This is a genomic window from Hyphomonas atlantica corrig., from assembly GCF_000682715.1.
GTDB classification, from domain to species: Bacteria; Pseudomonadota; Alphaproteobacteria; order Caulobacterales; family Hyphomonadaceae; genus Hyphomonas; species Hyphomonas atlantica.
In genome coordinates, this window is record NZ_AWFH01000001.1 from 63,214 (window position 1) to 88,405 (window position 25,192).

25 protein-coding genes and 1 tRNA gene are annotated in these 25,192 nt (G+C 61.9%); 18 read left to right on the forward strand and 8 right to left on the reverse strand.

The window, feature by feature from the left end; all coding sequences use genetic code 11:
- Position 1: 1 nt before the first annotated feature.
- Positions 2-1,243: a pyridoxal phosphate-dependent decarboxylase family protein gene (locus HY36_RS00320; protein WP_035546722.1), complete on the reverse strand. Its 1,242-nt coding sequence runs from the start codon at positions 1,241-1,243 to the stop codon at positions 2-4.
- Positions 1,244-1,360: 117 nt separating this feature from the next.
- On the opposite strand from HY36_RS00320, the gene HY36_RS00325 reads away from it, so the two are divergent.
- The 5 genes from HY36_RS00325 (at position 1,361) to HY36_RS00345 (ending at position 3,992) form a co-directional block, all read left to right on the forward strand.
- Positions 1,361-1,546: a hypothetical protein gene (locus HY36_RS00325; RefSeq protein WP_035546724.1), complete on the forward strand. Its 186-nt coding sequence runs from the start codon at positions 1,361-1,363 to the stop codon at positions 1,544-1,546.
- Positions 1,547-1,730: 184 nt separating this feature from the next.
- Positions 1,731-2,213: an SspB family protein gene (locus tag HY36_RS00330; protein WP_035546733.1), complete on the forward strand. Its 483-nt coding sequence runs from the start codon at positions 1,731-1,733 to the stop codon at positions 2,211-2,213.
- A 15-nt stretch (positions 2,214-2,228) separates the two neighbouring features.
- The gene (locus HY36_RS00335) at positions 2,229-2,684 is read left to right on the forward strand and encodes a PaaI family thioesterase (protein WP_035546735.1); all 456 of its coding nucleotides are present in this window, start codon (positions 2,229-2,231) and stop codon (positions 2,682-2,684) included.
- The gene (locus tag HY36_RS00340) at positions 2,684-3,115 is read left to right on the forward strand and encodes a PaaI family thioesterase (RefSeq protein WP_035546739.1); all 432 of its coding nucleotides are present in this window, start codon (positions 2,684-2,686) and stop codon (positions 3,113-3,115) included. The genes HY36_RS00335 and HY36_RS00340 overlap by 1 nt, the downstream gene beginning before the upstream one ends.
- Before the next feature lie 106 nt (positions 3,116-3,221).
- Positions 3,222-3,992 carry a siderophore-interacting protein gene (locus tag HY36_RS00345; RefSeq protein ID WP_035546742.1) on the forward strand — a complete coding sequence of 257 codons (771 nt, stop codon included), beginning with the start codon at positions 3,222-3,224 and terminating at the stop codon, positions 3,990-3,992.
- Here the strand turns inward: HY36_RS00345 and HY36_RS00350 are convergent.
- The gene (locus HY36_RS00350; protein WP_035546745.1) at positions 3,989-5,371 is read right to left on the reverse strand and encodes a cytochrome P450; all 1,383 of its coding nucleotides are present in this window, start codon (positions 5,369-5,371) and stop codon (positions 3,989-3,991) included. The two genes, HY36_RS00345 and HY36_RS00350, sit on opposite strands and share 4 nt — an antisense overlap.
- A gap of 187 nt (positions 5,372-5,558) precedes the next feature.
- On the opposite strand from HY36_RS00350, the gene HY36_RS00355 reads away from it, so the two are divergent.
- From HY36_RS00355 to HY36_RS00400, 10 genes are all read left to right on the forward strand, one after another.
- The gene (locus tag HY36_RS00355) at positions 5,559-6,788 is read left to right on the forward strand and encodes a cytochrome P450 (protein ID WP_035546749.1); all 1,230 of its coding nucleotides are present in this window, start codon (positions 5,559-5,561) and stop codon (positions 6,786-6,788) included.
- 237 nt (positions 6,789-7,025) lie between these two features.
- Positions 7,026-9,008 carry a DEAD/DEAH box helicase gene (locus HY36_RS00360; RefSeq protein ID WP_035546750.1) on the forward strand — a complete coding sequence of 661 codons (1,983 nt, stop codon included), beginning with the start codon at positions 7,026-7,028 and terminating at the stop codon, positions 9,006-9,008.
- Between the two features lie 91 nt (positions 9,009-9,099).
- Positions 9,100-9,324, forward strand: coding sequence for a ParD-like family protein (locus tag HY36_RS00365; protein ID WP_035546752.1), 225 nt, complete (start codon positions 9,100-9,102; stop codon positions 9,322-9,324).
- Positions 9,321-10,100, forward strand: coding sequence for a type I methionyl aminopeptidase (gene map / locus HY36_RS00370; RefSeq protein WP_035546753.1), 780 nt, complete (start codon positions 9,321-9,323; stop codon positions 10,098-10,100). The genes HY36_RS00365 and map overlap by 4 nt, the downstream gene beginning before the upstream one ends.
- A gap of 86 nt (positions 10,101-10,186) precedes the next feature.
- Positions 10,187-10,951, forward strand: coding sequence for an enoyl-CoA hydratase (locus HY36_RS00375; RefSeq protein ID WP_035546757.1), 765 nt, complete (start codon positions 10,187-10,189; stop codon positions 10,949-10,951).
- A 398-nt stretch (positions 10,952-11,349) separates the two neighbouring features.
- On the forward strand, positions 11,350-13,776 hold the full coding sequence (gene gyrB / locus HY36_RS00380; protein WP_035546759.1) for a DNA topoisomerase (ATP-hydrolyzing) subunit B: 2,427 nt from the start codon (positions 11,350-11,352) through the stop codon (positions 13,774-13,776).
- Between the two features lie 17 nt (positions 13,777-13,793).
- A complete protein-coding gene (locus tag HY36_RS18290; protein ID WP_155841594.1) occupies positions 13,794-14,513 on the forward strand; it encodes a hypothetical protein in 720 nt (239 codons plus the stop codon).
- A gap of 289 nt (positions 14,514-14,802) precedes the next feature.
- Entirely contained in the window at positions 14,803-14,988 is a 186-nt protein-coding gene (locus tag HY36_RS00390; protein ID WP_035546763.1) for a DUF3008 family protein, read from the forward strand.
- Positions 14,988-15,209 (forward strand): DUF2945 domain-containing protein, encoded by a 222-nt coding sequence (locus tag HY36_RS00395; RefSeq protein ID WP_035546764.1) that lies wholly within the window; start codon positions 14,988-14,990, stop codon positions 15,207-15,209. The genes HY36_RS00390 and HY36_RS00395 overlap by 1 nt, the downstream gene beginning before the upstream one ends.
- A 172-nt stretch (positions 15,210-15,381) precedes the next feature.
- Positions 15,382-16,059 carry a hypothetical protein gene (locus HY36_RS00400; protein WP_035546767.1) on the forward strand — a complete coding sequence of 226 codons (678 nt, stop codon included), beginning with the start codon at positions 15,382-15,384 and terminating at the stop codon, positions 16,057-16,059.
- Between the two features lie 276 nt (positions 16,060-16,335).
- On the opposite strand, the gene HY36_RS00405 is transcribed toward HY36_RS00400, so the two are convergent.
- Positions 16,336-17,055 (reverse strand): VOC family protein, encoded by a 720-nt coding sequence (locus HY36_RS00405; RefSeq protein ID WP_035546771.1) that lies wholly within the window; start codon positions 17,053-17,055, stop codon positions 16,336-16,338.
- Positions 17,056-17,222: 167 nt separating this feature from the next.
- Here HY36_RS00405 and HY36_RS00410 point away from each other — a divergent pair, with 167 nt between their 5' ends.
- The 3 genes from HY36_RS00410 to trxB all read left to right on the forward strand — a co-directional run bounded on the left by HY36_RS00410 (position 17,223) and on the right by trxB (position 20,252).
- On the forward strand, positions 17,223-18,110 hold the full coding sequence (locus HY36_RS00410; RefSeq protein WP_162175919.1) for a DMT family transporter: 888 nt from the start codon (positions 17,223-17,225) through the stop codon (positions 18,108-18,110).
- 91 nt (positions 18,111-18,201) lie between these two features.
- Complete coding sequence (locus tag HY36_RS00415; RefSeq protein ID WP_035546777.1) at positions 18,202-19,197, forward strand: cation diffusion facilitator family transporter; 996 nt, start codon at positions 18,202-18,204, stop codon at positions 19,195-19,197.
- Between the two features lie 86 nt (positions 19,198-19,283).
- Positions 19,284-20,252: a thioredoxin-disulfide reductase gene (gene trxB / locus HY36_RS00420; protein WP_035548101.1), complete on the forward strand. Its 969-nt coding sequence runs from the start codon at positions 19,284-19,286 to the stop codon at positions 20,250-20,252.
- Positions 20,253-20,427: 175 nt separating this feature from the next.
- On the opposite strand, the gene HY36_RS00425 is transcribed toward trxB, so the two are convergent.
- The 5 genes from HY36_RS00425 to HY36_RS00450 all read right to left on the reverse strand — a co-directional run bounded on the left by HY36_RS00425 (position 20,428) and on the right by HY36_RS00450 (position 25,166).
- Positions 20,428-20,504, reverse strand: a tRNA-Met gene (locus tag HY36_RS00425).
- A gap of 88 nt (positions 20,505-20,592) precedes the next feature.
- Positions 20,593-22,308, reverse strand: coding sequence for a hypothetical protein (locus HY36_RS00430; RefSeq protein WP_035546780.1), 1,716 nt, complete (start codon positions 22,306-22,308; stop codon positions 20,593-20,595).
- Positions 22,309-22,397: 89 nt separating this feature from the next.
- Positions 22,398-22,778 carry a DUF983 domain-containing protein gene (locus HY36_RS00435; RefSeq protein ID WP_035546782.1) on the reverse strand — a complete coding sequence of 127 codons (381 nt, stop codon included), beginning with the start codon at positions 22,776-22,778 and terminating at the stop codon, positions 22,398-22,400.
- An 8-nt stretch (positions 22,779-22,786) separates the two neighbouring features.
- Positions 22,787-24,418, reverse strand: a complete 1,632-nt coding sequence (locus tag HY36_RS00440) for an ATP-binding protein (protein ID WP_051602363.1) — start codon at positions 24,416-24,418, stop codon at positions 22,787-22,789.
- A 148-nt stretch (positions 24,419-24,566) separates the two neighbouring features.
- Entirely contained in the window at positions 24,567-25,166 is a 600-nt protein-coding gene (locus tag HY36_RS00450; RefSeq protein ID WP_035546792.1) for an ATP-dependent Clp protease proteolytic subunit, read from the reverse strand.
- Positions 25,167-25,192: the final 26 nt, after the last annotated feature.

Here is a 25,192-nt window from a genome sequence, read left to right on the forward strand (position 1 = left end):
GTCAGCTATAGCGCGCCTCGACCTTTTCACCTGCCGTGCCGGCCTGCACCGCCTTCACGCTGGCATCGAGGTCGGCGAGATAGGCGTCCGCCACGTCGGCATGTTTCGGGCTCAGCATCAGGTGCAGGCTTGGCGGCTCCTTCGTGACGGAGGTGAACCAGCCCCGCCGGAAGATCTCGCCATAGATCGCGAAGGCATGGACATCCGGATGCGAGAAGGCCATCAGGCCCAGCATCGGATTGCCGACCACATCAAAGCCGAGCCGCTTGACGCCCTCCTCGATACGCTCCCGCGTCGCGCAGACCTGCCCCTGAAGCCGCTTGTAGCCTTCAATGCCCAGAGTGTTCATCACGCCCCAGGCCGCAGAGATCGCTCCGCCCGGCCGCGTGCCTGCCAGCGTCGGCGTCTTCATCGGCGCGCCGCTCCATCCGGCCATGTCAAACGGCATGTGGGCATACAGCTCCTCTGACCGGAACAGGACTGTCGACGCCCCCTTCGCGCAATAGCCGTATTTATGCAGATCCGCGCTCATGGATTTGACGGACGGAACCTCGAAATCGAATTCAGGCACGGGCACGCCATTCATCCGCGCAAAGGGCGCGAAATAGCCGCCGACGCAGGCATCGACATGCAGCCAGACATCCTTCTGCTCCGCCACCTGACCCAGCGCCGCGATCGGATCAATGATGCCATGCGGGAAGTTCGGCGCCGAGCCGACCATCATTATCGTCGCGGCGTCCACAGCCTCCCCCATCGCCACCGGGTCCGCCTCATAGCTGCCATCAGTTTTCAGAGGCACGCGGCGAATCTCGATGTCCATCAGATGCGCAGCCTTGTCGAAGGCAAGATGCGCCGATTGCGGCAGCACCACATTTTGCCCCTCGCGCGGCTTGCCCCGGCTGCGCGCATAATCGCGCGCGGTCTTCATCGCCATCGTGATCGAATCGGTGCCACCGGACGTCATCGCCCCGGTCGAGCCCTCCGGCCCATGCAGCAGGGACAGGCCCATGCCGATCACTTCCTTCTCCATCTGTGCCAGGCTCGGGAAAGCGAGCGGACCGAGACCATTTTCCGCCATGTAGAGCCCATAGGCGTCATGCTGGATGTTAGAGATTTCCGGCCCTGCATTGAATACGTAGACCGTGGTGCGTCCGTCGCGCCATTGCGCATCCCCGCCACCGCGCGCAATCATCTCCTCGCGCACGTCACTCCAGTCGCGCCCCTTTTCCGGCATGGTGATCATGTAAACTGTCCTCCCGATTGCCGGTGTTCCGGCCTGTTTCGGACAGCCTAGAGAGATTGCACCCAGACGCAACCAAAGGCGGCGCGATGCGTTGGATTGGCACGAAGGAGTATGCACATGACACAGCAAGCTGATCCGAAGAACCGCAAACCAGAGACCGAAACCGAAGACGAACCGACTCACCACAAGAAAGTTCGCCCTGCGGGTGCAGAGAATATGGAGCATCCCCCGGAAGAGTGGAACGAGGTCGATGAGGAACTCGACGAGTCCTTCCCGGCCAGCGACCCACCAGCAAATTACTAGTGTTTCATTCAGGGCAAAGGCTCGCAAAGATGGCTTCTGCCACAATGAGTTAGTCACAGCTTCCCGCAAGCGAACCTGACTTTTTTGCTCGCCCGTTGTGCGAACGCCGTTGCGAGCCTGCGTCCACGCCCCTACTGTAAGCATCGCTACGACGACATACGACATCTGGGGAATACACAGGCTTATGACGGACTATATCGGCTATGAGGCACTTACTCAGGCGGCTATGCGGGGCGTTGTACGCGAAGCCCTGCGCACTGGCGTTGAGGGCAACGGCCTGCCGGGCGACCATCACTTCTACCTGACTTTCCAAACCCGCGCCCCCGGCGTGAAGATTGCCGACTATCTGATCGAGCGCTTCCCCGAAGAAATGACCATCGTGATCCAGCACCAATACTGGGATCTGGAAGTGCATGACGGTCATTTCGAGATCATCCTGAAATTCTCCGGCGTGCCCCAGCACCTGCACGTGCCCTATGCCGCCATCACACGGTTCGTGGACCCTTCGGTCAATTTCGGCCTGACATTCGAATCCCCGGACAAGGACGCCGCCGTCATTTCTCCCGCGGGCGAAGCGACCAGCGCGCCCAGCGCCCCTGAGGACGCCGACAGCGCCGAGGCAGAGGCCGGAACCGTCGTCAATCTCGACGCCTTCCGCCGCAAATAGGGCCGGACCGCGACCATGTCCGACGACGAAAAACCCCGCGTCTCCGACGCCGACATGCTGGCGCGTTTCCAGAACTCCAAGAAGCGCCCGCCCTGCTCTGACACATTGGGCATGCGCCTTGTCGAAGTCGAGCAGGATGCCCAGCGCATCCGCATGGATTTTGACGTCTCTCCCAGCTTCGCCAACCCGACCGGCGCGGTTCAGGGCGGTTTCATTTCCGCCATGATGGACGAAGCGATGAGCACCTGCGTGATCATCGCCTCCAACATTACCATGACGGCGCCAACGCTTGAGATGAAGACCAGCTATCTGCGCCGCCTGATGCCAGGCAAGGCCAGCGTTGAGGCCCGCATCCTGCGCATGGGCAAGTCCGCCGCCTTCATGGAAGCCGAATGTTTCGATGCAGATGGCAAGCTCGTCGCCAAGGCGACCGCCACCGCCATCCCCATGTTGTTCAAACGCCTCGGCTGATGAGCTTTGACAAGCGCGCCTTCTGGCAGGACTTGCTGACGCGGGACGATATTCCCGCCGCCGCCCGCTTCCTGAATTTCGAACTGATCGCCTTTGACGAGACCGAAGGCTGGGTCGAAGCGGCCTTTACCTTGCCGCCCGAAGCGGGCAATCCGGCTGGCGATGGTCAGGGCGGATTCGTTGCGGCCATGCTGGATGAAGTGATGAGCGTCGCGGGCTCCATCGTGCAGGATGGCCCGGCGATGGCCCCCACCCTGCAAATGACAACAAGCTATATCCGCCCCGTTCCGGTCGGTGAGCGCCTGATCGGTCGCGGCGAATGTGTCCGCCGGGGCCGCGCCGGCATTTTCACGCAAGGTTTCCTGCGCCGCCAAGACGGCACATTGCTGGCGCAGGCCACTGCCAGCTGCATTCCGCGCGCCCTCGGCTGAGCCGTAGACGCGTTTTTTCAGGCCAAATTGCGCTCACATGCTTGATCCCGCCCGCACAGGCCATATGTGTGATTGAGAATTATTCTCAACACAGGTATGCCCGTTCATGTCCTCATCCAATTTTGCCGAAGCCATCGTCCTGCGCACCGCTCAGCTGACGCCGCACATGTATCGCCTGACCTTCCGGTCAGAATTTGCGGCAGACTTCACGCTCGGCGCGCCCGGCCAATACCTGAAAGTGCTGGCCCCTGCCCCCGGCGAAGCTGGCCCGCCCGCCTTCGATCCGAACACCTACAAGACACAGATGCGCACCTATACGCTGCGCCATGTCCGCCCGGCGGAGCAGGAATTCGACATCGATTTTGTCGTACATGGCGATGAAGGCATTGCCGGGCCGTGGGCGAAACAGGCAAGGCCTGGCAACCGCATCCTCATCTCGCGCCCCGGCACGCTGAAATTCTCGGTCGAAGAGGCAGACTGGCATCTGTTCGCGGCGGACATGGCCGCCATCCCGGCCGCCGCCATCGAACTCGAAGGCCTGCCAGAACATGCGGTCGGCGATGCCTTCTTCGAAATCCTCAGCGAGGAAGACCGCCAGCCCGTGCGCGCGCCAGCCGGCATCACCATCCACTGGATCATCAAGGCGGACTCCCACGCGCCGAGTGACGAGCTGATCGATGCGATCCAGTCCATCACCTGGCGCGACGGCGCGCCCAGCGTTTTCGTCGCTGGCGAATTCTCCGTGGCGAGACTATTCCGCACCTATTTCCGCAAGGAACGCCCGACACGCAAAGACCTGACCTATGTCAGCTCCTACTGGAAACTCGGCCTCATCGAACCCGAACACAAAGCCTTCAAGGCGCAAATTGCGGCCTAGGCCGTCGCCATCGACTTGACCTGCACCTTGGTCGGGCGGGACTTGCCCTTGCCGTAGAGATTGACCTTCAGCTTCGAGATCGCATGGACCAGCGCGTTCGGGCCGTACTTGATCTCTCCGGTAAACTCGATGTCCGGGAAGCGCTGGAAAATCTGCTCATAGGCCACGCGCAGCTGCATCTGTGCCACGCGGGAACCGAGGCATTTGTGGATGCCGTGGCCGAAGGCGATATGCTTGTCGACATTGTCGCGCATCATGTCGAACCGGTCCGGGTCCGGGAAAATGTCCGCATCCCGATTGCCGGCACCGTACCACATGACGACCTTCTCATCCTTGGCGATCATCTGGCCGTTCAGCTCAATGTCTTCCAGCGCGGTGCGGCGCATGTGCTTCACCGGCGAGATCAGGCGCAACGCCTCGTCAGACATGCGCGGGATCAACGACGGATCCTCCAGCACCATGGCGCGCTGCTCCGGCCATTCTGTCATCAGCTTGATCGTGCCCGACAGGGAATTGCGCGTCGTGTCATTGCCCGCAAAGATGATCAGCAACCAGGAGCCGTCGAGAAATTCCTGTGGCAGGTCTTCATCGTCCAGCTTGGAATGGGCGATCACGGTCAACAGGTCTTCCCGCGGATTGGCGCGGCGGTCTGCCATCACCTGCGCGCCATAGGCAAACATGTCCTCAACCACTTTCTTGAAGCGCAGCGGGAACAATGGCTCGCCCAGGAAGGTGCGCAGCGGATTGGTCATGAACTGGCTGGCCATTTCCAGGTAATGCATCCAGTGGACGATCTTCTGGCGGTCTTCTTCGTCCACGCCCAGCATCTCGCACAGGGTGAACAGCGGCAGCTGGTTGGAAAACAGTTTGACGAAATCGACCTCTGGTCCGTTCGCCTCCAGATCATCCAGCAGCGAGTCCACCTTCACGCTGACCTTCTCGCGCAATTGCTTCACATAGGCCGGAATGAAGAAATCCTTCTGCTGGATGCGCATCTGCATGTGGCGCGGCTCATCCATCGAGATCAGATTGTCCATCGCCGCGCGCACCAGGATTTCCGGTTTCCAATGCTGGCGCGGGGGCACGGCCAGATTGATGCCGCCTCGCTCCGATGAAAAGACCTGCGGCTGCAGCTCAACGGCCTTGATGTCCTCATAGCGGGAGACCGACCAGAACCCCGTGCCGCCCCGCCCCATCTTGGACCACATGACCGGCGCTTCGCTACGCATCCGGGCATAGAGTTCGTAGGGGTGGCCCTGTGTCCAGGAGTTGGGATTCCAGAGCTCGAAATCCGATTCAAGCATGGGATAGGCAAGTGGGTTTGCCGGCATTACTGCGCCGGTGTCTTCAAGAATGGCGTCGCTGACCAGCCTCGTCATGGCTTCCTCCGAGTCATGTTTTGACCACACTATCCCCGGCTCTCCCTACGACACTCAAGGGGCAAAAACCGGCTTTCTCCATTTAGAGCAGAAACTCCCTTCGCCCAGCGTCACCCACGATTTCGCGGCTGATCCATGTTAAGCTCACTTGAGTGATCCGGCGCAAAGACCGGACAGGGAGGAAAACATGGCCGACGACCAGACCGCACCGCCGGTGCCGCAATCCGTTATTGAAGTGACCGCTTTCATGCCCGATGCGCGCGCTAATCCGCATCCCAAGCTTGAAGCCCTGCGCCACAATTGTCCCGTCATGCGTGACGAGATCGCCAAGACCTGGTTCCTGACGCGCTATGCCGACATTCGGGAAACCGTGAATGATCGCAGCTTCGTCCGCCATCCGCTGAATTCCGAAGAAGGCTCAATCTCGCGCCAGCTGATCGAGGACGACGAAACCCCGCGCCGCACCTCCATTCTCTTCCTGGATGACCCGGACCATTCCCGCGTTCGCCCGCCGCTGGCGAAGGCCTTTTATGCGCGCATCCAGAAGATGAAGCCCCAGATCGAAGCCATTATTGACGAGACCATCGACGCCGCGCCCGCGACCGGCCGCTTCGACCTGATGGCAGACATCGCCGTGCCCATCCCCGTCACCGTCATCGCCCGCATTCTCGGCGTGGACGAGGAACGCCTGCCGGATTTCCGCCAATGGTCAGAAGACATCATCCTCAGCCTCAATCCCGTGCGCACCCCGGAAGAGACAGAACGGATGGAACACGGCAGCCACGCGCTGGACGCCTATTTCACCGAATTGATGGAGGCGCGCCGCAAGACCCCCGGCGATGATCTGATTACAGACATGGTACAGCTGCAGGCAAGCGGCGACGCTCCGCTGACAGATGACGAACTGCGCATCAATCTCGGCGCGCTCCTTGTTGGCGGGAACCTCACCACGACAGACCTGATCGGCAATGGCGTGTGGCTGTTCCTGACCCATCCGGACCAACTCGCCGCGTTCAAGGCCGATCCGGCGATGGGCGCGCAGGCGGTTGAGGAAGTGCTGCGCTATGAGGCGCCCGTCTCGGCCACCTCCCGCATCGTCGAGGCCGATAAGACAGTCGCCGGCTGTCCGATGAAGGCCCATCAGGTCGTGTTCTGCTCACTGGCCTCCGCCAATCGGGACGAGACCGTGTTTGACGCGCCCGAAGCGTTCGACATCACGCAGAAACGCGCGAGCCATGTCGCCTTTGGCGGCGGCCCACATATCTGCATCGGCGCGCCTCTTGCCCGCATCGAAGCGCGCCGCGTGTTCGAGAAACTGTTCGCGCGCTATCCTGACATGCGCCTGCCAGAGCAGGAACTGACCTGGCGCGCCCTCCCCTTCTTCCGTGGGCTGGAGCGACTGGACGTGGAAGTGTGAGTTTCTCCCGTGTCTCCGGCGAATGCCGGAGCCTCCCGCGGCTAGCTATTGGGAGCCGCCTCGGGAGACCCCGGATCAAGTCCGGGGAGGCGGGAGAGGGGGTTTCGCCAGAATCCCCCAAACACCCCATCTGCGCGCTGTTTATGGTGCGTTACGCAAAAACGTGTCATAGGGGGCAAAATCTTCCCGCGCTGCGCACGCTGCTGCGCCCTTAGCGCCCCTGAAAGTCCCTGCCCCATGACCGACACTTCCCTTATCCCATCGGCGCTTGCCGAGGCCCTTGCGCAGCGTGGATACGACACGCTGACCCAGGTCCAATCCGCCGTCATTGAAGAAGACCTCGCTGGCCAGGACCTGCTCGTCTCCGCGCAGACCGGCTCCGGCAAGACGGTCGCCTTCGGCCTCGCCATGGCCGCCGACCTGCTGGACGGTGCCGACCGGTTCGACCGCCCCGAAACGCCGCTGGCCATCATCGTCGCCCCGACCCGGGAACTGGCACAGCAGGTCTCCCGCGAGTTGGACTGGCTCTATACCCCCTCCGGCGCGCGCCTGACGACGTGCGTGGGCGGCATGGACATGCGCGACGAACGCCGGGCGCTGGGCCGCGGAGTCCACATCGTTGTCGGCACGCCGGGCCGCCTGTCAGACCATATCCGCCGTGGCTCGCTCGACGCTTCCAAGGTGCGCGTCGTCGTGCTGGACGAGGCCGACGAGATGCTGGACATGGGCTTCCGCGAGGAGCTGGAGCACATTCTCGACGGCACACCTGAAACCCGCCGCACGCTGATGTTTTCCGCCACCGTGCCGAAAGGCATCGCCGCGCTCGCCTCCCGCTACCAGAACGATGCCAAGCGCATCACCACGGCGGCAGAGAAATCCCAGCATGTCGACATCGACTATCGGGCCTTGCTGGTTGCGCCGGGGGATGAAGAAAACGCTATCGTCAACATTGTCCGCCATTCCGACAGCGAGACCGCCATCGTCTTCTGCACGACGCGCGCCGCCGTGAACAAGCTGATGAGCCGTATGGGCAATCGCGGCTTCCCGGTCGTCGCCCTGTCAGGTGAGCTGAGCCAGAAAGAGCGCTTCAACGCACTGCAAGCCCTGCGGGACGGCCGCGCCCGCGTCTGTATCGCCACCGATGTTGCCGCGCGCGGGCTGGACCTCGAAAATCTCGGCCTCGTCATCCATGCAGACCTGCCACGCGATCCCGCCACCCTGCTCCACCGGTCAGGCCGGACAGGCCGCGCAGGCCGCAAGGGCGTCAGTGCGCTTCTGGTTGCACCGCGTGCCCGCCGCCGGGTGGAGCGCCTTCTGCGCGACGCAAAGATCGAGGCGAGCTGGGGAAAACCGCCGTCTGCAGATGAAATCAATGCGCTGGACGATGCCCGCCTGATGGCCGACCCGATCTTCACCGAAGATGCCAGCGCCAATGAGGCAGAACTTGCCCGTACGCTGATAGACACCTATGGCGCAGAACAGATCGCAGCCGCCTTCATCCGCCGCCAGCGCGCCGGGCGCACCGCCCCGGAAGATCTGCGCGAAGTGGATGACCGCCCGCCCTCGCGTGAGCGGCGTGAGCGCAATGATCGCCGCGACCGGGATGATCGTGGTCCCAGAGAACCGCGCGAGCCTCGCGAACGCCGCCCGCGCGAGCCGCAGCCCGGATTCGAGAATGCAACATGGATCGGCCTGAACGTCGGTCGTCGCAAGAATGCCGAAGCCCGCTGGCTGCTGCCCATGCTGTGCAAGGCGGGTGGCCTGTCACGCGAAGACATCGGCGCGATCCGCATCAACCCGGCCGACACGCATGTGGAACTGAAGCCCGACGCCGCCAAACGTCTGTTCGACACGATCAAGCCGGATGGCACGCTGGAGAAAGGCCTGCGCGCCTTCTCGCTGAACGGCCCGCCTGCCGCGCATGCGCCAGGCTCCGACGCAAAGGACGACCGTCCGCCGCCCCGCCGCGAGCGCAAGAAGCCAAAGCCGCCCGCCGCGGCGAAGGAAAAGCCCTTCGATCCGCTGACCGACTACATCCAGGATGACCGCCCGGCCAAGAAGGCCCGCAAGGCGCCCCAGATCCGCGCAAAAGCCCCCGGCAAGGGCGGCAAACCCACCGGCGGCGACCAGACCTACAAACGCCCCACAAAGAAAAAGCCCTTCAAGAAGGGCCCGGCCAAAGGCCACGGCAAGGGGCCGAAGAAGCCACAGGCGGACTAGCCGCCATCACTGGCACGACCTGAAATTCCTCTTGCGGCACCGATATACATTTCATATACGATCCATATATGGAATGTATTTGGAGCCGGACATGGGAATTGTGAACATCGACGACGACCTGCACGAACAGGTCCGGCGGGCCAGCAAGGTGTCCGCCCGCTCCATCAACGCTCAGGCAGCCTACTGGATCAGGATCGGCATGCTTTGCGAAATGAATCCGACCCTCAGCTATAGCGAAGTCCTGAAGCGCGAACTGGAGACCGCTGGCGTCTCGGCGCCCTCTCTCACGCCTGATCGCGCCGCTGTCGACGCATGACAAAGACGCCACAGGAACTCGCGCTGATGGCGGAATCCGGACGCCTGCTCGCAGCCGTATTCGAGTATCTGGACACGCTGGACCTCATTGGAACAACCACCCTCCAGATCAACGATCTGGTCGAACACTACATTCGGGAAGACCTTCAGGCCCGCCCCGCCAGCAAGGGGCAATATGGGTTTGAGTTTGTCCTGAACGCCTCCATCAACAATGTTGTCTGTCACGGTGTTCCGTCGCCCACGGACGTTCTACGCGATGGCGACATTGTGAACTTCGACATCACGCTGGAAAAGAACGGCTACATTGCCGATTCCTCCAAAACCTACCTTGTTGGCGATGTCTCGCTCGCGGCCAGGCGTCTGGTTCAGGCGACCTACAGCGCCATGTGGAAAGGCATTCGAGCGGTCCGCCCCGGCGCACGACTGGGGGACATAGGCTATGCGATTGAGCGCCACGCCAAACGCGCTGGCTATTCCGTGGTGAGGGAATATTGCGGCCACGGCATTGGCCGGGAGATGCATGAAGATCCGCAAATCCTTCATTTCGGCAAACCCGGCACCGGCCTCACCCTGCGCGAAGGCATGGTCTTCACGATCGAACCGATGCTCAATCGCGGTCGCCGCACCGTACGGACCGAAGAGGATGGCTGGACGGTTGTGACCACGGACGGCTCCCTCTCGGCTCAGTTCGAGCACACGGTCGCGGTAACGGCCACGGGCGTCGACGTGCTGACGCTCAGGCCAGAGGAACGCGCCCCCGGCTTCCGGGCCGCATGAACAGCAGGTCCTCCCGCACCGTCAGAGATTGACGCCCGGCGCGCCAGCCCGCACACCCCTGCGGGCAACAAGACGCGGAGCGCCCCATGACCGACCATATCCAGACCAGCCTCGACAACCAGATCCTGACGCTCACCATCAACCGGCCCGAGCGCAAGAACGCCCTGACCCAGGCCATGTATGGCGCGATGGCGGATGCGATTGTCGGCGCGAATGACGACAAGGCGGTTCGCGCCATCATCATCACCGGCGAAGGCGACATGTTCACGGCTGGCAACGACCTTGGCGATTTCGCCTCCGACATGGAGCGCAGCTCCGGCGAGCCGCCTGTCACCCGCTTCCTGAACGCCATCCGCGACGCAGAAAAACCGCTCATCGCCGCCGTCAACGGCCCGGCCATCGGCGTTGGCCTGACCATGCTGCTGCACTGTGACATCGCCTATGCGGCCGAGAGCGCCAATTTCCGCGCGCCCTTCACGGCGCTGGGTCTGGTGCCGGAAGCGGGCTCCTCGCTGCTCCTGCCGCTGTCTGTGGGCAATTCCATGGCCAATGAGATCCTGCTGGCAGGCCGCATCCTGACCGCGCAGGAAGCGCTGGACTGTGGCCTCGTCTCGCGCCTTGTGCCGGATGCAGGCCTGATGGCCGCCGCAACCGCCTGCGCCCAGCAGGTCGCCGCCGCGGCGCCGACAGCCATTCGCCGCTCCAAGGCGCTGATCCGCGCCAATCGCGACGCCGTGAAACAGCGCATGGCCGAAGAAGGCAAGGCGTTTGCGGAACAGCTCAAATCCCCGGACTTCGCCGAAGCCGCCGCCGCCTTCGCCCAAAAGCGCAAACCGGTCTTCCAGGACTGAGCATTTCGCGAGGCCTGACGGGGGCGCTCTGCCGCTTCATCCTTCGACTTCGCTCAGGATGAGTCCGGTCTTTACTGCACTTTTTGAGCGCTCATGCTGAGCGAAGTCGAAGCACGGGCGCGGGCTTCGCGCAGCCAGCCGCAAGAGGCTCCGGGTCAAGCCCGGAGACACGGATCTGGAGAGACTCATACCCCCCGGAATCACCCCTGATTCCGGGGTTTTTTGGCACTTTTTTACCCCGGCCATCCGCAGACGGACGCCCTGCCGGTCAAATCGGCCCGCAAGACCCTGTTTTAAAAGAGTTTTCCGGGCTGCAAATTCCCCCTCTCATCTGTGGCCTTTAGGCGTCAAACCCCCTATAAATAAAGGCGAATCCACGAATCGATGAGGAGGCCTTTATGGCCGAAGGCACGCAAGCTGAATCCCCCGAATATGGCGCTGGCTCGATCAAGGTCCTGAAGGGCCTCGAAGCGGTCCGCAAACGCCCCGGCATGTATATCGGCGACACCGATGACGGTTCGGGCCTGCACCACATGATCTACGAAGTTGTGGACAACGCCATCGATGAGGCGCTTGCCGGCCATGCAGACCGTGTGACGGTCACGCTTTACCCCGATGGCTCTGCCGAAATCACCGACAATGGCCGCGGCATTCCGGTCGACATGCACCCGACCGAGGGCGTCTCCGCGGCCGAAGTGATCATGACCCAGCTGCATGCGGGCGGGAAATTCGATTCAAACTCCTACAAGGTCTCGGGCGGCCTTCACGGCGTCGGCGTGTCCGTCGTGAACGCGCTGTCGGACTGGCTGGAGCTGACCATTCACCGCAATGGCAAGGAACACTGGGTCCGCTTCATCGAGGGGGGCCGCGTGGAGGCGCCCCTGATCGAGCGGGGCGAGTCCCCCAACCGCGACAATGGCAAGCCCTATACCGGCACCGCTGTGCGCTTCCTCGCCTCGCCGTCGACCTTCACCAAGACCGATTATGACCGCAAGACGCTGGAGCACCGCCTGCGCGAGCTGGCCTTCCTGAACTCCGGCGTGAAGATCATCTTCCGCGATGAGCGCGACGCCGAGCCCTATGAGGCGATCCTCGAATATGAGGGCGGCGTTAAGGCGTTCGTCGAACACCTCGACAAGACCAAATCCAAGCTGATCCCTGAGCCGGTCTATGCCATCGGCGAGAAGGACGGCATCACGGTCGAAGTCGCGATGGAGTGGAATGACAGCTATCACGAGAACGTGCTCTGCTTCACCAACAACATCCCCCAGCGCGATGGCGGCACCCATCTGGCGGGCTTCCGCGGCGCGCTGACCCGCCTGATCAACAAATATGCGAACGAAACCGGCATTGCGAAGAAATCCAAGGTCGAGATTTCCGGCGATGATGCGCGCGAGGGCCTGACCTGCGTCCTGTCCGTGAAAGTGCCGGATCCGAAATTCAGCTCCCAGACGAAAGACAAGCTCGTCTCCTCCGAAGTGCGCCCCGTGGTCGAGAGCCTGATGGGCGAAAAGCTCGCCGAATGGTTCGAGGAACACCCGAAGGAAGCGCAGGAAATCATGATGAAGATCGTCGAGGCAGCGGCGGCGCGCGAAGCGGCCCGCAAGGCCCGCGAGCTGACGCGCCGCAAGTCTGCGCTCGACATCACCTCCCTGCCCGGCAAGCTGGCCGACTGTCAGGAGAAAGACCCGGCGAAATCCGAACTCTTCATCGTCGAGGGTGACTCCGCTGGTGGCTCTGCCAAACAGGGCCGCGAACGTCAGAACCAGGCCATCCTGCCCCTGCGCGGGAAAATCCTGAACGTGGAACGCGCACGCTTTGACAAGATGCTGTCCTCCGATCAGGTCGGCACACTGATCATGGCGCTCGGCGCGGGCATCGGCCGGGACGAGTTCGACATCAACAAGCTGCGCTATCACAAGATCATCATCATGACCGATGCTGACGTGGACGGCGCGCACATCCGTACCCTGCTGCTGACCTTCTTCTATCGTCAGATGCCGGAGCTGATCGAGAAGGGCTATCTCTACATCGCCCAGCCGCCGCTCTACAAGGTGTCGCGCGGCAAGTCCGAACGGTATCTGAAAGATGATGCGGAGCTTGATTCCTATCTCATCGACGAGGGCACGTCCGGCGAGGCACTGATCCTGCCGGATGGCACCCAGATTGCGGGCGAAGACCTGCGCGACCGTGTGCGCGCGGCCTCCAACTTCCGGGCAAACCTCGCCCGTCTCGCCCTGCGCGCCCCGGCAGATTTGCTGGAACAGGCCGCCATGGCCGGCGCGATGGCCGCGGGCGCGGGCGACGCCGAAGCGCAGAAGACCGCCGAACGCCTGAACCGCTTCGCCGAAGAGGGCGAAGACAATTGGGTGGGCCGTTTTGAAGACGGCGCGCTGGTCCTGAAGCGCACCGTGCGCGGCGTGGAAGAGAACGCCATCCTGCCTGCGCCGCTACTGGCCAGCCAGGACGCCATTCGCCTGGCCGAACGCGCCGAAAGTCTGCGAGAGCTGTATGACCAGCCGCTGATCCTGCGCCGCGAAAAAGGCGGTGACTTTACCGTCCACGGACCATGTGCCCTGTTCCAGGCCGTGCTGACCGCGGGCCGCGACGGCATCAAGATCCAGCGCTACAAGGGTCTCGGTGAAATGAACGCCGACCAGCTCTGGGAAACCACGCTCGACTCCAACGCCCGCACCCTCCTCCAGGTCCGCGTCGACCATATCGAGGAAGCCGACGAAATGTTCACCAAACTCATGGGCGACATCGTGGAGCCACGGCGTGAGTTCATCGAGGAATTCGCGCTGGAAGCTGAGGTGGATGTCTAAGGCACGCGAGTGATTTTATGGAGGTGTGGCTGCAGGAATTTTGGACATGGCTCGAAAGCAGCAACTTCATATATGCGGAAACATCCGGAGCCAAAACTGGGAAATGGTTCCTCGATTACCAAAGCCTTTTTGGAGGCATAATAGCGGCCTTCGGGTCAGCAATTGCTGTTTGGGGTGTCTTTAAACTTCAAAGCCGCCAGTTGTACTTAAAAAGCAAATCAAAGTTATCGTTAGCCCTTCTAGATTTGTCGGAATACGCAAATAATTGCTTATGGATGCTTGTGTGTTCTCACAAAGCACTATCTGGCGGACCTACTTATACAATCAGCACTGAGCGTGTGCCGGAGTCCTCCCTAGAGGTCATTGCTGAGTTGAGCGCTCTTGTACGCAGTCGAGACGCCAAAATGCTACGAAGACTAATTGAGTTCGTTCAGGTTCAGCATTCCCGACAGTTCTCTAACATTCTTCGTGAACGGAGATATGACGGCGCACTAGAGATAGAAGTTGAAGAGATCTCAGATATGGTCGTGCAAGCATCAGCCCTACGCCTGATGGTTGAGCATCTGTTTGATTATGCAAGGTGGCGAGACAAAAGCATTCCATATTTCCCAGAGAACAAGGCACCGGATGCATTGAAGCACGATCTTCAAAAACATTTTCCTCCTGAGGTGACAGACAACGCAGCCGAAAGCGCAGCACGGTTGGCTCATCGGCGCTATCATTTGAATTCAGCTTGATACGTCACTCCCAACAATCCAAAGCACATTAAGCCGTCATCCTTCCGATTTGATCTGAAGTCTCGTCTGGCGGCTCCCCATTCTTCATCTACGCGCAGGATGAATTTCTTCCCTGCACCGCCCACCCCAACGCGCTCATCCTGAGCGAAGTCGCAGGATGAACGGACTTTAGAGAATGGGTCCCGGATAAATCCTCCCGGATTTTCCGGGATGACAGGAATGAGAGTTCCGGAACCCATCCCTCCCTTCCCCGTTCCTCTCGCGAGACCCATGCGCGAAGGAGCCCTCCATGCCTGCCCAGTCCGAAGCCCAGCAGAAGGCCGCCGGCGCGGCGCTGTCCGCCAAGCGCGGCGAGACAAAGGTCAGCGACCTGCAAGGCGCGTCAAAGGAGATGTACGACTCGATGAGCGAGTCCGAGCTCGAAGACCTGGCCTCCACCAAGCATGACGACATTCCGGAGAAGAAAGGCGACTGATGGCGACCGACGGCTACAATATCGGCACGAAAGTGGAATGGGACTGGGGCAATGGCACCGCCACGGGCAAGGTGGACGAGCGCTTCACAGACACGGTCACCCGCACGATCAAGGGCAATGAGGTGAAACGCAAGGCGACAAAAGACGACCCCGCCTACCTCATCAAACAGGAAGACGGCGACCGCGTCCTCAAATCCCACTCCGAACTCCGAAAGGCGTGAGGCCGACTTACAGTCATGGGGATTGGCATCAGACTGCCCGCGCCCGTGCTTCGACTTCGCTCAGCATGAGCGCTCAATAAGCACGGACTCATCCTGAGCGAAGTCGAAGGATGAAGCGGCCCAAACCCCGCCCCCAATCCGTCTGAGAAGCGCGGCCTTCAGACTGGGCCTCATGATCCGTGCAGGCGACTTCTTGATCCATGCGGCCCGGTTCAGCCTTGACCGGCTGGACTGGATGGTCGGCGACATGCGCCGACGGCTCTGCCTTGGCCTGTTGCCCTGCCTGCCCTTTCTGGCGCGGCGGGAGCTGCAGGGCCTGACGCGGTTCCTGGCCTATGCCGAACCCCTGATGCGACGCCTGATCGTGCTGCTCGCCGCTGAGCTGGGCGCGCTACAGACATATCCGTCCACGGCGCATGGCACGCCAGCGCCAAAGCGCGCCACGGGCCCGGTCGCCACACCCCGCCTGTTCCCTTCGGCGTATTTCCGGCTGACAGAGGCCGAGCCCGGAAAGACAAGGCGCACGCCGCCGCCCAAACGCTTCCGCACGGGCCCGCGCATCCGCCTGCTGGATGAGGAGACGCCGGTAGACCTGTCCGAATACAGGGCCGAACCCTTTGACATCCTGCCCGCCGCGCGGCAGGTGCGCCGCTTCCTGGCGCTGGAACATGCGATGGACAATCTGCCCCGCTATGTCGAGGCGATGCGCCGCCTCATGGGACAGGCCATCCCGATCCTCACCCGCGTCCTGCCACCCGCCTTTTCCCGCCTGCCGGTGACGCGGGCCGAAGAAACCGCGCTGATAGAGCTGCATGATGTGGCGGTCCGGGAATGTCCGGATACGTCTTGAGTTTGGGCAGGCGTTTCCACAATCCATATCCCCGGACTTGATCCGGGGCCTCCCGAGGCGGCTCCGCATAGGCAACCGCGGGAGACTCCGGCATGCGCCGGAGATACGGGCGTGTCTGAGCGGTTATCCCGCGCCCTTGCTTCGACTTCGCTCAGCATGAGCGCTCAGTGAGTGCAGCACAGAACAGACTCATCCTGAGCGAAGTCGAAGGATGACGCGGTTGAAGGGAATGTGGCCCAGGCAAATGCTGAATGTTTTCTGCACTGACACGCCCCCCTACTCCAACAGGCTCAGCCCCACACCGGCGAAGCGGATTTCCCGCCCGTCCACATCCAGGCCCATCGCCTCGGCGCGCGACAGGATGGCCTCGGCATCCGGGCGGTAGAGGCCGAAGGCGGCGAGCTTTTCCACCGGCCCCTCACGGAACACGATGGCGGCGTCTTCGAGATACAACACCCGCTCGTCCACGGTCAGGCCCAGCGCCAGGGCCCAGCGCGCGGCGAGGCCGTCGGGGTCTGGTGTCTCCATCGCGGCGCTGACCAGCCGTCCGGGCACGGTGTTGTCGCGCCAGGCCGGGCCGCCCCAGCGCCAGCTGCCCGCCGGGCGCGCTTCGTCCACGGAAACGATCGCGCCACCAATATCGGCCGGGTGCAGATGGCTGGCGGAAATGTCCGGCAGGTCAATGTTCCAGACGCGGCGAATGCCCATTCCGTCCACGCGGGCGCGCAGGGCGTTCAGATCATCGGTCTGGAAGATCGCCATGTATCCGCCCTCGCCCACCCGGTCGATGAAGCGGCGCGCGGGCGCACTGTCCGCCATCGGCACGACCACCTCCAGGAACTGGTCGCCAAGGGCATAGACCCGGTTCTCCAGGCCGAACTCCTTCACGCCGGGGTCCACGAAAGGCGCGCCCAGTTCCAGCAGCTCCCCCAGCTGGTCAGCGGCCTCCAGCGTTTCGGCGGCAATCACCAATTGGCGCAGGCGTGGTGCGGTCATCTTGTCCTCCCTCGGCGCGGTCGCTCGTTCAGGTGGCAACCGCTTTCCCCTCTCCTACCACACCTGCCCCGGCGGCACACATATGCCGCGCCAAGAAATCGATTCCCGCGCGGAGGGGACTCGTCTACGGTCCGGCGCTCATGATTGCCCGCCTTCTCTCCGCCCCCATGCTGATCTCCGCCTTTGCCATTCTGGTCGGCACCGGTGTGGACGCGCTGGTGAAGGGCGTCGCGCCCGATGCGGGGCTGCAGCATCTCGTGGCCTGGCGCTTCCTGTTCGGCGCGCTCATCGCCCTTGCGGTCTTCCTAGCCCAGCGCAAGCCCGCCCCCGGCTGGGCGGCCATCCGCTTCCACACCTTGCGCGGCTTGCTGCAGCTGTTTTGCGCCTTCACCTTCTTCTACGCGCTGACCCAGCTGCCACTGGCCGTGGCCACCACGCTGGGCTTTACGGCGGCGCTGCTGGTTGCCCCGGTCGCGCGCCTCCTGCTGGGCGAGAAGATCAGCCCTGTTGCCGCGGGCGCCACCCTGCTCGGCTTTGCGGGCGTCGCCTTTGCCCTCTCCGGACAGTCCGGCGCAGGCGAGGATGCGGGCAACCAGACACTTGGCCTGATCTCTCTGTTCAGCTCCACGATCGGCTATGCGTTCGTGCTCGTCCTGTTGCGGATGCGGGCCCTGATCGAGGACGCCACCACGATTGCGCTGTTCACCAATATCGTGCCCGCGCTGGCCATGCTGCCGGTCACGTTTGGCGTGTTCGGCGCGCCCGACTGGAATGACCTGCCGATCTTCGCGCTGCTGGGCCTGCTTGGCTATGGGGTCTGGTACCTGGCGACGCTGGCCTATGGCCGCGCCCCGGCGCAGCGGCTGGCCCCGCTGGAATATACCTCGCTGGTCTGGTCGGCCCTGCTAGGGCTTGTCTTCTTCAACGAGATGCCCAGTTGGCAGCTCTGGGTCGGCGCGGTCGTGATCATCACGGCCTGCCTGATCGTTGCCTTCGAGGGCCGGTTCCGCACCCGCCGGGAAGCGCGCCTGCCCGCCAGCGACCTGCCGGAATAGGGCCCGGCCTGTTGCCGATGCTATAGCGTCACGATCGCAACGCTATCACAGGCTGATTGACCCCTCCCCCAAGAGCCGCCACACAGATGGCATGAGTGAACACGCCCATTCCCAAGCGCACGATCATGGTCACAATCATGGACATGGCCACGGTCATGACCATCACGATCATGACCATCACGATCATGACCATCACGCGGATATGAGCAGCGCCGATTCCCGCCGGCGCGTTGCCATTGCCGGCCTGCTGACAGCGGCCTTCATGATCGCGGAAATCGTGGGCGGCGTCATTTCCGGCTCGCTGGCCCTGCTGGCTGATGCGGCGCACATGCTGACCGATGCAGGCTCCCTCGCGCTCGCCTGGGTCGGCTACAAGCTGGCAGACCGCCCGGCAGACCCGCAGCGCTCCTATGGCTTTGCCCGCATGAAGATCCTGGCCGCCTTCACCAATGGTATCCTCCTTGTCCTGCTCTCGCTCTGGATCGTGTGGGAAGCCATTCACCGCCTGCTGGAACCGGTCGAAGTGATGGGCAATGTGCTGATGGCCGTCGCGGTTGGCGGCCTGATCGTCAACATCATCGCCTTCGCCATCCTGCATGGCGGCAGCAAAGAAGACCTGAACCTGCAGGGCGCGCTCTGGCATGTGGCCGGGGATTTGCTCGGCTCGGTCGCCGCCATCGGCGCAGCGGTGATCATCATGACCACGGGCTGGATGGCTGCAGACCCGATCCTGTCAGTCCTCGTGGCCCTGCTGGTTCTGTTTGCGGGTGTGCGCATTGCCCGTAAATCCGGTCATATCCTGCTGGAAGGCACCCCCGCCGGGCTGGACCCGGCAGAGATCAGCGCAGACCTCGCCAGCCTCGAAGGGGTCGTCTCGGTCGACCATCTTCACGCCTGGGCGCTGACCGAGCAAAAGCCCCTGATCACGCTGGAAGTGACCGCCGCCGACGGCGCCGATCCGGACCTGCTGCGCCGCGCGGTGAAAGACAGGCTGGCTGACCGGTTTCAGGTCTCCCACGCCACGGTAGAAGTCGTCTGCGCGGGCAATGACACGGCCTTGACCGCTGCCGGACAGTGTTCACATTGATATGAAGCCCGCAGCGCTTTAAGGCTCGGTCAATGCTCCCTATATGGCGGGCCGAACAACAAGAACAGATGGCGGAGCCTTCCGAAATGGCTGACACGAAACACACCGAAATCCTGATCATCGGCTCCGGCCCGGCTGGCTGGACCGCCGCTGTCTATGGCGCGCGGGCGATGCGCGATGTGACCGTGGTGACCGGCATGCAGCCCGGCGGCCAACTGACCATCACGACAGAGGTTGAGAACTATCCCGGCTTCACCGAGATTCAGGGCCCTGAATTGATGGTGAAGATGCAGGAACACGCCGAAGCCATGGGCGCGACCGTGATCAATGACCATATCGCGGATGTTGATTTCTCCTCCCGGCCGTTCAAGGCTGTGGGCGAAAGCGGCACCACCTACACCGCCGATTCCGTCGTCATTTCCACGGGCGCACAGGCCAAATGGCTGGGCATCCCGTCAGAGGAAAAATACAAGGGCTTCGGCGTCTCCGCCTGCGCCACCTGTGACGGCTTCTTCTATCGCGGCAAGGAAGTCCTCGTCGTCGGCGGCGGCAACACAGCTGTGGAAGAAGCGCTGTTCCTCACGAACTTCGCCTCCAAGGTCACGGTCGTACACCGCCGCGACGGCTTCCGCGCCGAGAAGATCTTGCAAGACCGCCTGTTCAAGAACCCGAAAGTCGAAGTGGTCTGGAACACGGTTCTGGATGAAGTGCTCGGCGAAGGTGACCCGGCTGGCGTGACGGGCGCGCGCCTGAAGAATGTCGACACCGGCGAAACGACGGACATTCCGGTGCATGGTGTGTTCATCGCCATCGGCCACGCCCCGTCCACGGAACTGTTCAAGGGCAAGCTGGCCATGAAGGACAATGGCTATCTCATCACCGCGCCGGATTCGACCGCCACCGAAATTCCCGGCGTCTTCGCCGCAGGTGACGTGACCGACGAGACCTATCGCCAGGCCGTCACCGCAGCCGGCATGGGCTGTATGGCCGCGCTGGAGGCCGAACGCTTCCTGTCGGAACAGGAAGCCCACGCCGAAGCCGTTGCTGCGGAGTAAATTCACTCAGAATAGCGGTCTCAATGGGACCAACCTGCAAAACCTGTCGCCGCCGCGATCTGTACGCGGTGGCGGCGATATTCCCGCGCTATGATGAGCTGCTGCACCGAGCCGCATATTCGCGCGGAGCCCAAACCCTAGTCTATAAACGGAAAAATGGTCAGCAATCCGCAAATGGTGGTTCGGGGGAGACTTGAACTCCCGACCTCACGATTATGAGTCGTGCGCTCTAACCAGCTGAGCTACCGAACCGATCGCATGTTGCGAAGCGCGCCTATTACACGCGGTTTCGCGCCTCTGCAACCATCTGACCTGCACGCGATGCAGGTCGTTTGCGCCCTTACTGCACAGGCACCGCGCTGAAGCTGCGGCTCTCGCGCTGATCGCCAGCGGAATACCGGATATCCAGCGTGTCAAATGTGCCCACTTCAGGCGAGAATCGATGCTCTATGGTCGTTGTCAGACCGGGCGGAATTTCACCGCTGAAGTCGTTGTTCATAAGAACCACCGCATTCGCAGACCGAACCTCCTGCCCCCCATCATGCGTGCCTTCGGCCCGCCCGGCAGAGACTTTGACATAGGCGTCTGTCGTGTTGCGAACATCGGTACGGCACACTGGCTTCAGCGTGTCAGTGCACCCCATGAACGCGAACTCGACTCCTCCTGCTTCGAAATAGCCATCAGGCCCAAATACAGCGGTCGCATCCAGCGTTTTGATCTCCGGCATGGGACCATCGCCGAGCGGCAGATCCCGATAGGACCTTGTAATACGGTTGCCATTTACCTCGATTGAAGCCCGATACTCCTGGAAGAAGGAGGACGGCTTCCGGAAATTGACGGTCCAGCCTGTCGTGATGCCGGGCGGAACCTCTCCGCGATTGTCTCCACTGATGTCAAGCTCGGGGAGAACCGACTCGATCGCCCGGCTGTTGTGATCATAAGCCACGTCCGAACGGACGTTGATAACCGCCGTTTCTGACCCCGTATTGAGCAGGTCAAAGCGGCAGACAGGCGCGTCCGGATTGCTACATCCCAGGAAATGAAACTGCACGCCCGAAACAGAGAAGGCACGGTCCGGATAAGTCGGATCGATCGCGCGCATCTGGCGCACCTGCACATCCCGGCCACCGCGCACCGCCACGTCGCGGAATGTCTTCTTGTAGGACACATTTTCCACATGCAGGTCAAAGGTCAGATACTGGAGAATGTTTGCTGTACGCCCGAAGGTGAAGTCGATCTGAGACGCCTCGAGTGACGGCACATTCCAGGTGTAGTGACTGGATGCACGAACATTGCGCCGCGTATCCCTCATCCATCGACTATGCTCATCAACGGCCCAGACGCTGCGCGTGAACAGGTGTTTCTCGTCGGGCGTCGTGTTCGTCACCGACAAGACGCAGTTCAGCTTTTCTGAATTCTCACACCCTTCAAACTCGAACAGCAGACCATCAAACTCAAACTGCGCATTCGGGATAGCGGCCACCTGATTGGCGGCGGCCGTCTGAGCCGACAATTGCTGAATGCGCGTGGCGAGGATCTGGTTGTGCGGGTCCAGCTCCTGCGCCTTGCGGTAGGTGGCTAGCGCCTTCTCTGGATCGGAGGGAACGAGAATGTCGCCCGCGCTGCGCAGAAGGCTGGCACGATCTCGCTCGGGAATAGGGTCTGCATCGCCAGAGGTCAGCTCCGCCATCGTTACAAGTTCATCAGCCGCCGCCTCTGTCTGGCCAGATAGGGCGAGGAATTTGGCGTCATTGAAAGTGGGGTCTTCAGATGCCAGCAACGAGGTCAGCGCGGCTTCGTAATTGTTCCTTTCGTCCCCGGAGAAATCGGTTCCCTGAGCCTGCGCATTTGTCAGCGCCGCGCTGACGGACGCCTGCACCACAGAGACGATACGTTCTTCGCTAAGACGCATCTGCTCCTGAACGTCTGCGCGCGTGGCGGGCGCAAGATCTGGAAACAGGCGGGCACGAACCTCGTCGTTCACATAAACGACGATACCAATAACAGCCGAGATGAATCCGACGATGAGCGCTATGCGACCAAACCATTTTCCCATGCGTGTCTCCCCACTTGAAATTGTCTTGCCTCAAGTGAGAGCGAAATCTTCGCGCAATTTCAACCCTGAATGCCGAATTGTGTAGACTTTCAGGCTTCGTCGTTCTCGCGGCTTCCAAAGCCGGAAAGCCAGAGCGCGGCGATAAAGGCCCCCTTCATACGGGGCAACAGGATCAGCACCGCGCCGGTTACCGCGATGATTGCGATGGGAAGGCTGGTCCAGAGGGGAAGATGGCCGAATGAGACGAAGAAGGTGATGGCCACAAGGAAAGGCCCGAGCGAGAGCACGGTGAGCCAGGCAGGCCCATCATCCGCCCGGACATGTCCCAGTGGCTCGCCACATTCATCGCAAGTCTCCACTTGTTTCAGATAGGCGCGAAAGAGACGCCCCTTCCCGCAGCGCGGACACCGAAACCGCAGGCCGCGCCCGACTGCGATCAGCAGGCCTGGCTTGTCGTCCGGCAATGGCATGTCTCCGCTCAGGCCCGTTGCAATTCAGTTGCCTCAGCGGCTGCCGCCTTGTCCGCGAGCAGGATGTCGACCAGCGTCGCCACAAGCGCGCGGGGCCGGATCGGCTTTTCAATGATGGTCGTGAACCCGGCGCGCTGGCAGGCGAGTCGCCGCTCGGGACTGACATCAGCTGTCACCGCAATGATCGGAGCCAAGGCGTTTGGCCCCTTGCTGTCGCGAAGTGTCGCCAGCACGTCGTCGCCTGTCGCGCCCGGCAGGTGAATGTCTGTCAGGATGGCCTGATACGTATTCTCGGTTGCCTTGGCGATGGCATCCTCTGCGGTTTGCACCGAGTCTACCTGCCACCCCGCAGCGGAGAGCGCACGCGTGACAACAAGGGCGCTGACCGCATGGTCTTCGGCCAGCAGGATGCGGCCCAGCTCGAACGCCCGCATCCGGGGCTTTGGCGGCGCACCTGTCACGGCAAGGCGTGGTCCTGCCCGTTTCACGGGTATAGTGACGGTAAACACCGAGCCACCGTCCGGATTGTCTGCGAGGAGGACCTCCCCTTCCATGCGGCGGGCAAGGCCCTTCGCGATCGACAGGCCGAGCCCGGATCCGCCATGCGTTGAAGCGGTCGAGGGCCTGGCCTGTTCAAAGGCTTCGAACAGGCGCGCCTTGTCAGCATCGGAGATACCGCAGCCTGTGTCTTCCACCGTCATGCGAAGCTTCAGGCTTCCGGCGGCTTCAAAGGTCGACAATTCAACGCCGATATAGCCACGCTCGGTGAATTTCAGCGCGTTGCTCATCAGATTGAACAGGATCTGACGCAGGCGCATCGCGTCGCCCTCAAGGCGAATGTTCGGCTCCCCGACAACACGAATGCGCAGGTCCAGACGCTTCCCGGCGATGCGGGAGTGCCACAGGTCGCGGGCTTCATTGGCAAAGGCGCCAAGCTCGAACGGCGCGCTGTTGATCGACAGCTTTCCGGCTTCCAAGCGTGACAAATCCAGAAGATCGCTGAGCAACCGGTCAAGGTGATGCCCGCTTTCGGAAATGGTGCGCGCCAGTCGTTTCGGCTCAGATCCATTCACGCTGTCCTGCAACAGGTCGGCAACTCCGAGAATGCCGGTGAGCGGCGTGCGGATCTCGTGCCCGACAAAGGACAGGAACTGCGCCTTTTCCTGCTCAAAGGTCCCTGCTTCGCCCTGTTTCTGCTGAAGGCGCTTGTGTGCAACCTGAAGCGCCCTCGCCCGGGCCGTGTTTTCCTTGGCGATGGCAGACAGAAGTGATGCGGGGCTTATCAGGCCGAAATATTTGCCTTCGGCCAATACGATCACACCATCGGTCAGCGCTGTGTTCGACATTTCCGAAGCGATCTTGGCAACCAGGCCAACCGGCGTGCCTGCTTCACTCATGACCGGTTGCTCGACCATGATGCTGGTAACCGGAGACGAGCTGTTGGCCTCCCTGAGACTGACGGTGGCCAGCGCCTCCAGAACGGCCCGGCGCGTGACCATGCCCAACGCCGCACCATCACTGACGATCGGCACAGCAAACAGGTCCGGATTGGCCAGGAACCGGGTGACTAACCCGGATATTGTGGCAGCGGTCGGAATGGGCCGCACAGCGACCGCGATGTCTTCTACTCGTACCGGCATAGAGGCGGCGGGGTCCTTGAACAGGTTAAGAAGCCACCTTGCGCCATAAACCTTTACGCGCGGCAAACACATGCCTAACGAAAGATAAACGCCCGGACCTGAACAGGACCGGGCGTTAAATGTCTTTGAGTGTCAGCGCGATGAACGCTTACTTGATGTCGCTGCGGTGATTCACGATCTGGCCAACCAGCCCGTAATCGACCGCTTCCTGTGCGCTCATCCAGAAGTCACGATCTGTGTCTTCCTTGATCTGCTCCAGCGACTTGCCAGTCGCCGCCGCGAAGATCTTGTTGAGACGTTCGCGCATCTTGATGATCTCGCGGGCCTGGATTTCAACATCCGTGGCCTGACCGCCAACACCGCCCCGCGGTTCATGAAGCAGGAAGCGTGTATTCGGCAGGCAGTAGCGGTTTTCCTTCTTGGCTGCCGAGTAGATCAGCGCGCCGGCAGAGGCGACCCAGCCTGTGCCGAGGATTTTCACCGGAGCTTCGACGAATTTGATCATGTCGTGGATCATGTCGCCGCTTTCGACATGGCCGCCCGGAGAGGACAGGACCAGCAGGATTGGCTCCTTGCTTTCCGAGGACAGGGCCAGAAGGCGCTGGCTGACCCGGCGCGCGGCGTGGAAATCGATGCCGCCGGTCAGCAGGATCGTACGGGCCTTGAACAGCGCTTCCTCAAGGAAGGCATTCGGCTCGGTCTGGGTCTTTTCGTCTGTCTCGTCATCGAGGCGGTGCAAAAGGTTCATGAGAACTCCGAAAGCGGGAAATCTTG

What these genes read in the sequence shown, in the direction of transcription:
- HY36_RS00375 (WP_035546757.1), top strand. Translation starts at nt 10,187, where the DNA reads ATGACCGACCATATCCAGACCAGCCTCGACAACCAGATCCTGACGCTC.
- HY36_RS00335 (WP_035546735.1), top strand. Translation starts at nt 2,229, where the DNA reads ATGTCCGACGACGAAAAACCCCGCGTCTCCGACGCCGACATGCTGGCG.
- HY36_RS00320 (WP_035546722.1), bottom strand. Translation starts at nt 1,243, where the DNA reads ATGATCACCATGCCGGAAAAGGGGCGCGACTGGAGTGACGTGCGCGAG.
- HY36_RS00345 (WP_035546742.1), top strand. Translation starts at nt 3,222, where the DNA reads ATGTCCTCATCCAATTTTGCCGAAGCCATCGTCCTGCGCACCGCTCAG.
- HY36_RS00390 (WP_035546763.1), top strand. Translation starts at nt 14,803, where the DNA reads ATGCCTGCCCAGTCCGAAGCCCAGCAGAAGGCCGCCGGCGCGGCGCTG.
- HY36_RS00360 (WP_035546750.1), top strand. Translation starts at nt 7,026, where the DNA reads ATGACCGACACTTCCCTTATCCCATCGGCGCTTGCCGAGGCCCTTGCG.
- HY36_RS00355 (WP_035546749.1), top strand. Translation starts at nt 5,559, where the DNA reads ATGGCCGACGACCAGACCGCACCGCCGGTGCCGCAATCCGTTATTGAA.
- trxB (WP_035548101.1), top strand. Translation starts at nt 19,284, where the DNA reads ATGGCTGACACGAAACACACCGAAATCCTGATCATCGGCTCCGGCCCG.
- HY36_RS00405 (WP_035546771.1), bottom strand. Translation starts at nt 17,055, where the DNA reads ATGACCGCACCACGCCTGCGCCAATTGGTGATTGCCGCCGAAACGCTG.
- HY36_RS00340 (WP_035546739.1), top strand. Translation starts at nt 2,684, where the DNA reads ATGAGCTTTGACAAGCGCGCCTTCTGGCAGGACTTGCTGACGCGGGAC.
- HY36_RS00430 (WP_035546780.1), bottom strand. Translation starts at nt 22,308, where the DNA reads ATGGGAAAATGGTTTGGTCGCATAGCGCTCATCGTCGGATTCATCTCG.
- map (WP_035546753.1), top strand. Translation starts at nt 9,321, where the DNA reads ATGACAAAGACGCCACAGGAACTCGCGCTGATGGCGGAATCCGGACGC.
- HY36_RS00395 (WP_035546764.1), top strand. Translation starts at nt 14,988, where the DNA reads ATGGCGACCGACGGCTACAATATCGGCACGAAAGTGGAATGGGACTGG.
- HY36_RS00325 (WP_035546724.1), top strand. Translation starts at nt 1,361, where the DNA reads ATGACACAGCAAGCTGATCCGAAGAACCGCAAACCAGAGACCGAAACC.
- HY36_RS00350 (WP_035546745.1), bottom strand. Translation starts at nt 5,371, where the DNA reads ATGACGAGGCTGGTCAGCGACGCCATTCTTGAAGACACCGGCGCAGTA.
- HY36_RS00400 (WP_035546767.1), top strand. Translation starts at nt 15,382, where the DNA reads ATGATCCGTGCAGGCGACTTCTTGATCCATGCGGCCCGGTTCAGCCTT.
- HY36_RS00410 (WP_162175919.1), top strand. Translation starts at nt 17,223, where the DNA reads ATGCTGATCTCCGCCTTTGCCATTCTGGTCGGCACCGGTGTGGACGCG.
- HY36_RS00435 (WP_035546782.1), bottom strand. Translation starts at nt 22,778, where the DNA reads ATGCCATTGCCGGACGACAAGCCAGGCCTGCTGATCGCAGTCGGGCGC.
- gyrB (WP_035546759.1), top strand. Translation starts at nt 11,350, where the DNA reads ATGGCCGAAGGCACGCAAGCTGAATCCCCCGAATATGGCGCTGGCTCG.
- HY36_RS00450 (WP_035546792.1), bottom strand. Translation starts at nt 25,166, where the DNA reads ATGAACCTTTTGCACCGCCTCGATGACGAGACAGACGAAAAGACCCAG.
- HY36_RS00365 (WP_035546752.1), top strand. Translation starts at nt 9,100, where the DNA reads ATGGGAATTGTGAACATCGACGACGACCTGCACGAACAGGTCCGGCGG.
- HY36_RS00415 (WP_035546777.1), top strand. Translation starts at nt 18,202, where the DNA reads ATGAGTGAACACGCCCATTCCCAAGCGCACGATCATGGTCACAATCAT.
- HY36_RS00330 (WP_035546733.1), top strand. Translation starts at nt 1,731, where the DNA reads ATGACGGACTATATCGGCTATGAGGCACTTACTCAGGCGGCTATGCGG.
- HY36_RS00440 (WP_051602363.1), bottom strand. Translation starts at nt 24,418, where the DNA reads ATGCCGGTACGAGTAGAAGACATCGCGGTCGCTGTGCGGCCCATTCCG.
- HY36_RS18290 (WP_155841594.1), top strand. Translation starts at nt 13,794, where the DNA reads ATGGAGGTGTGGCTGCAGGAATTTTGGACATGGCTCGAAAGCAGCAAC.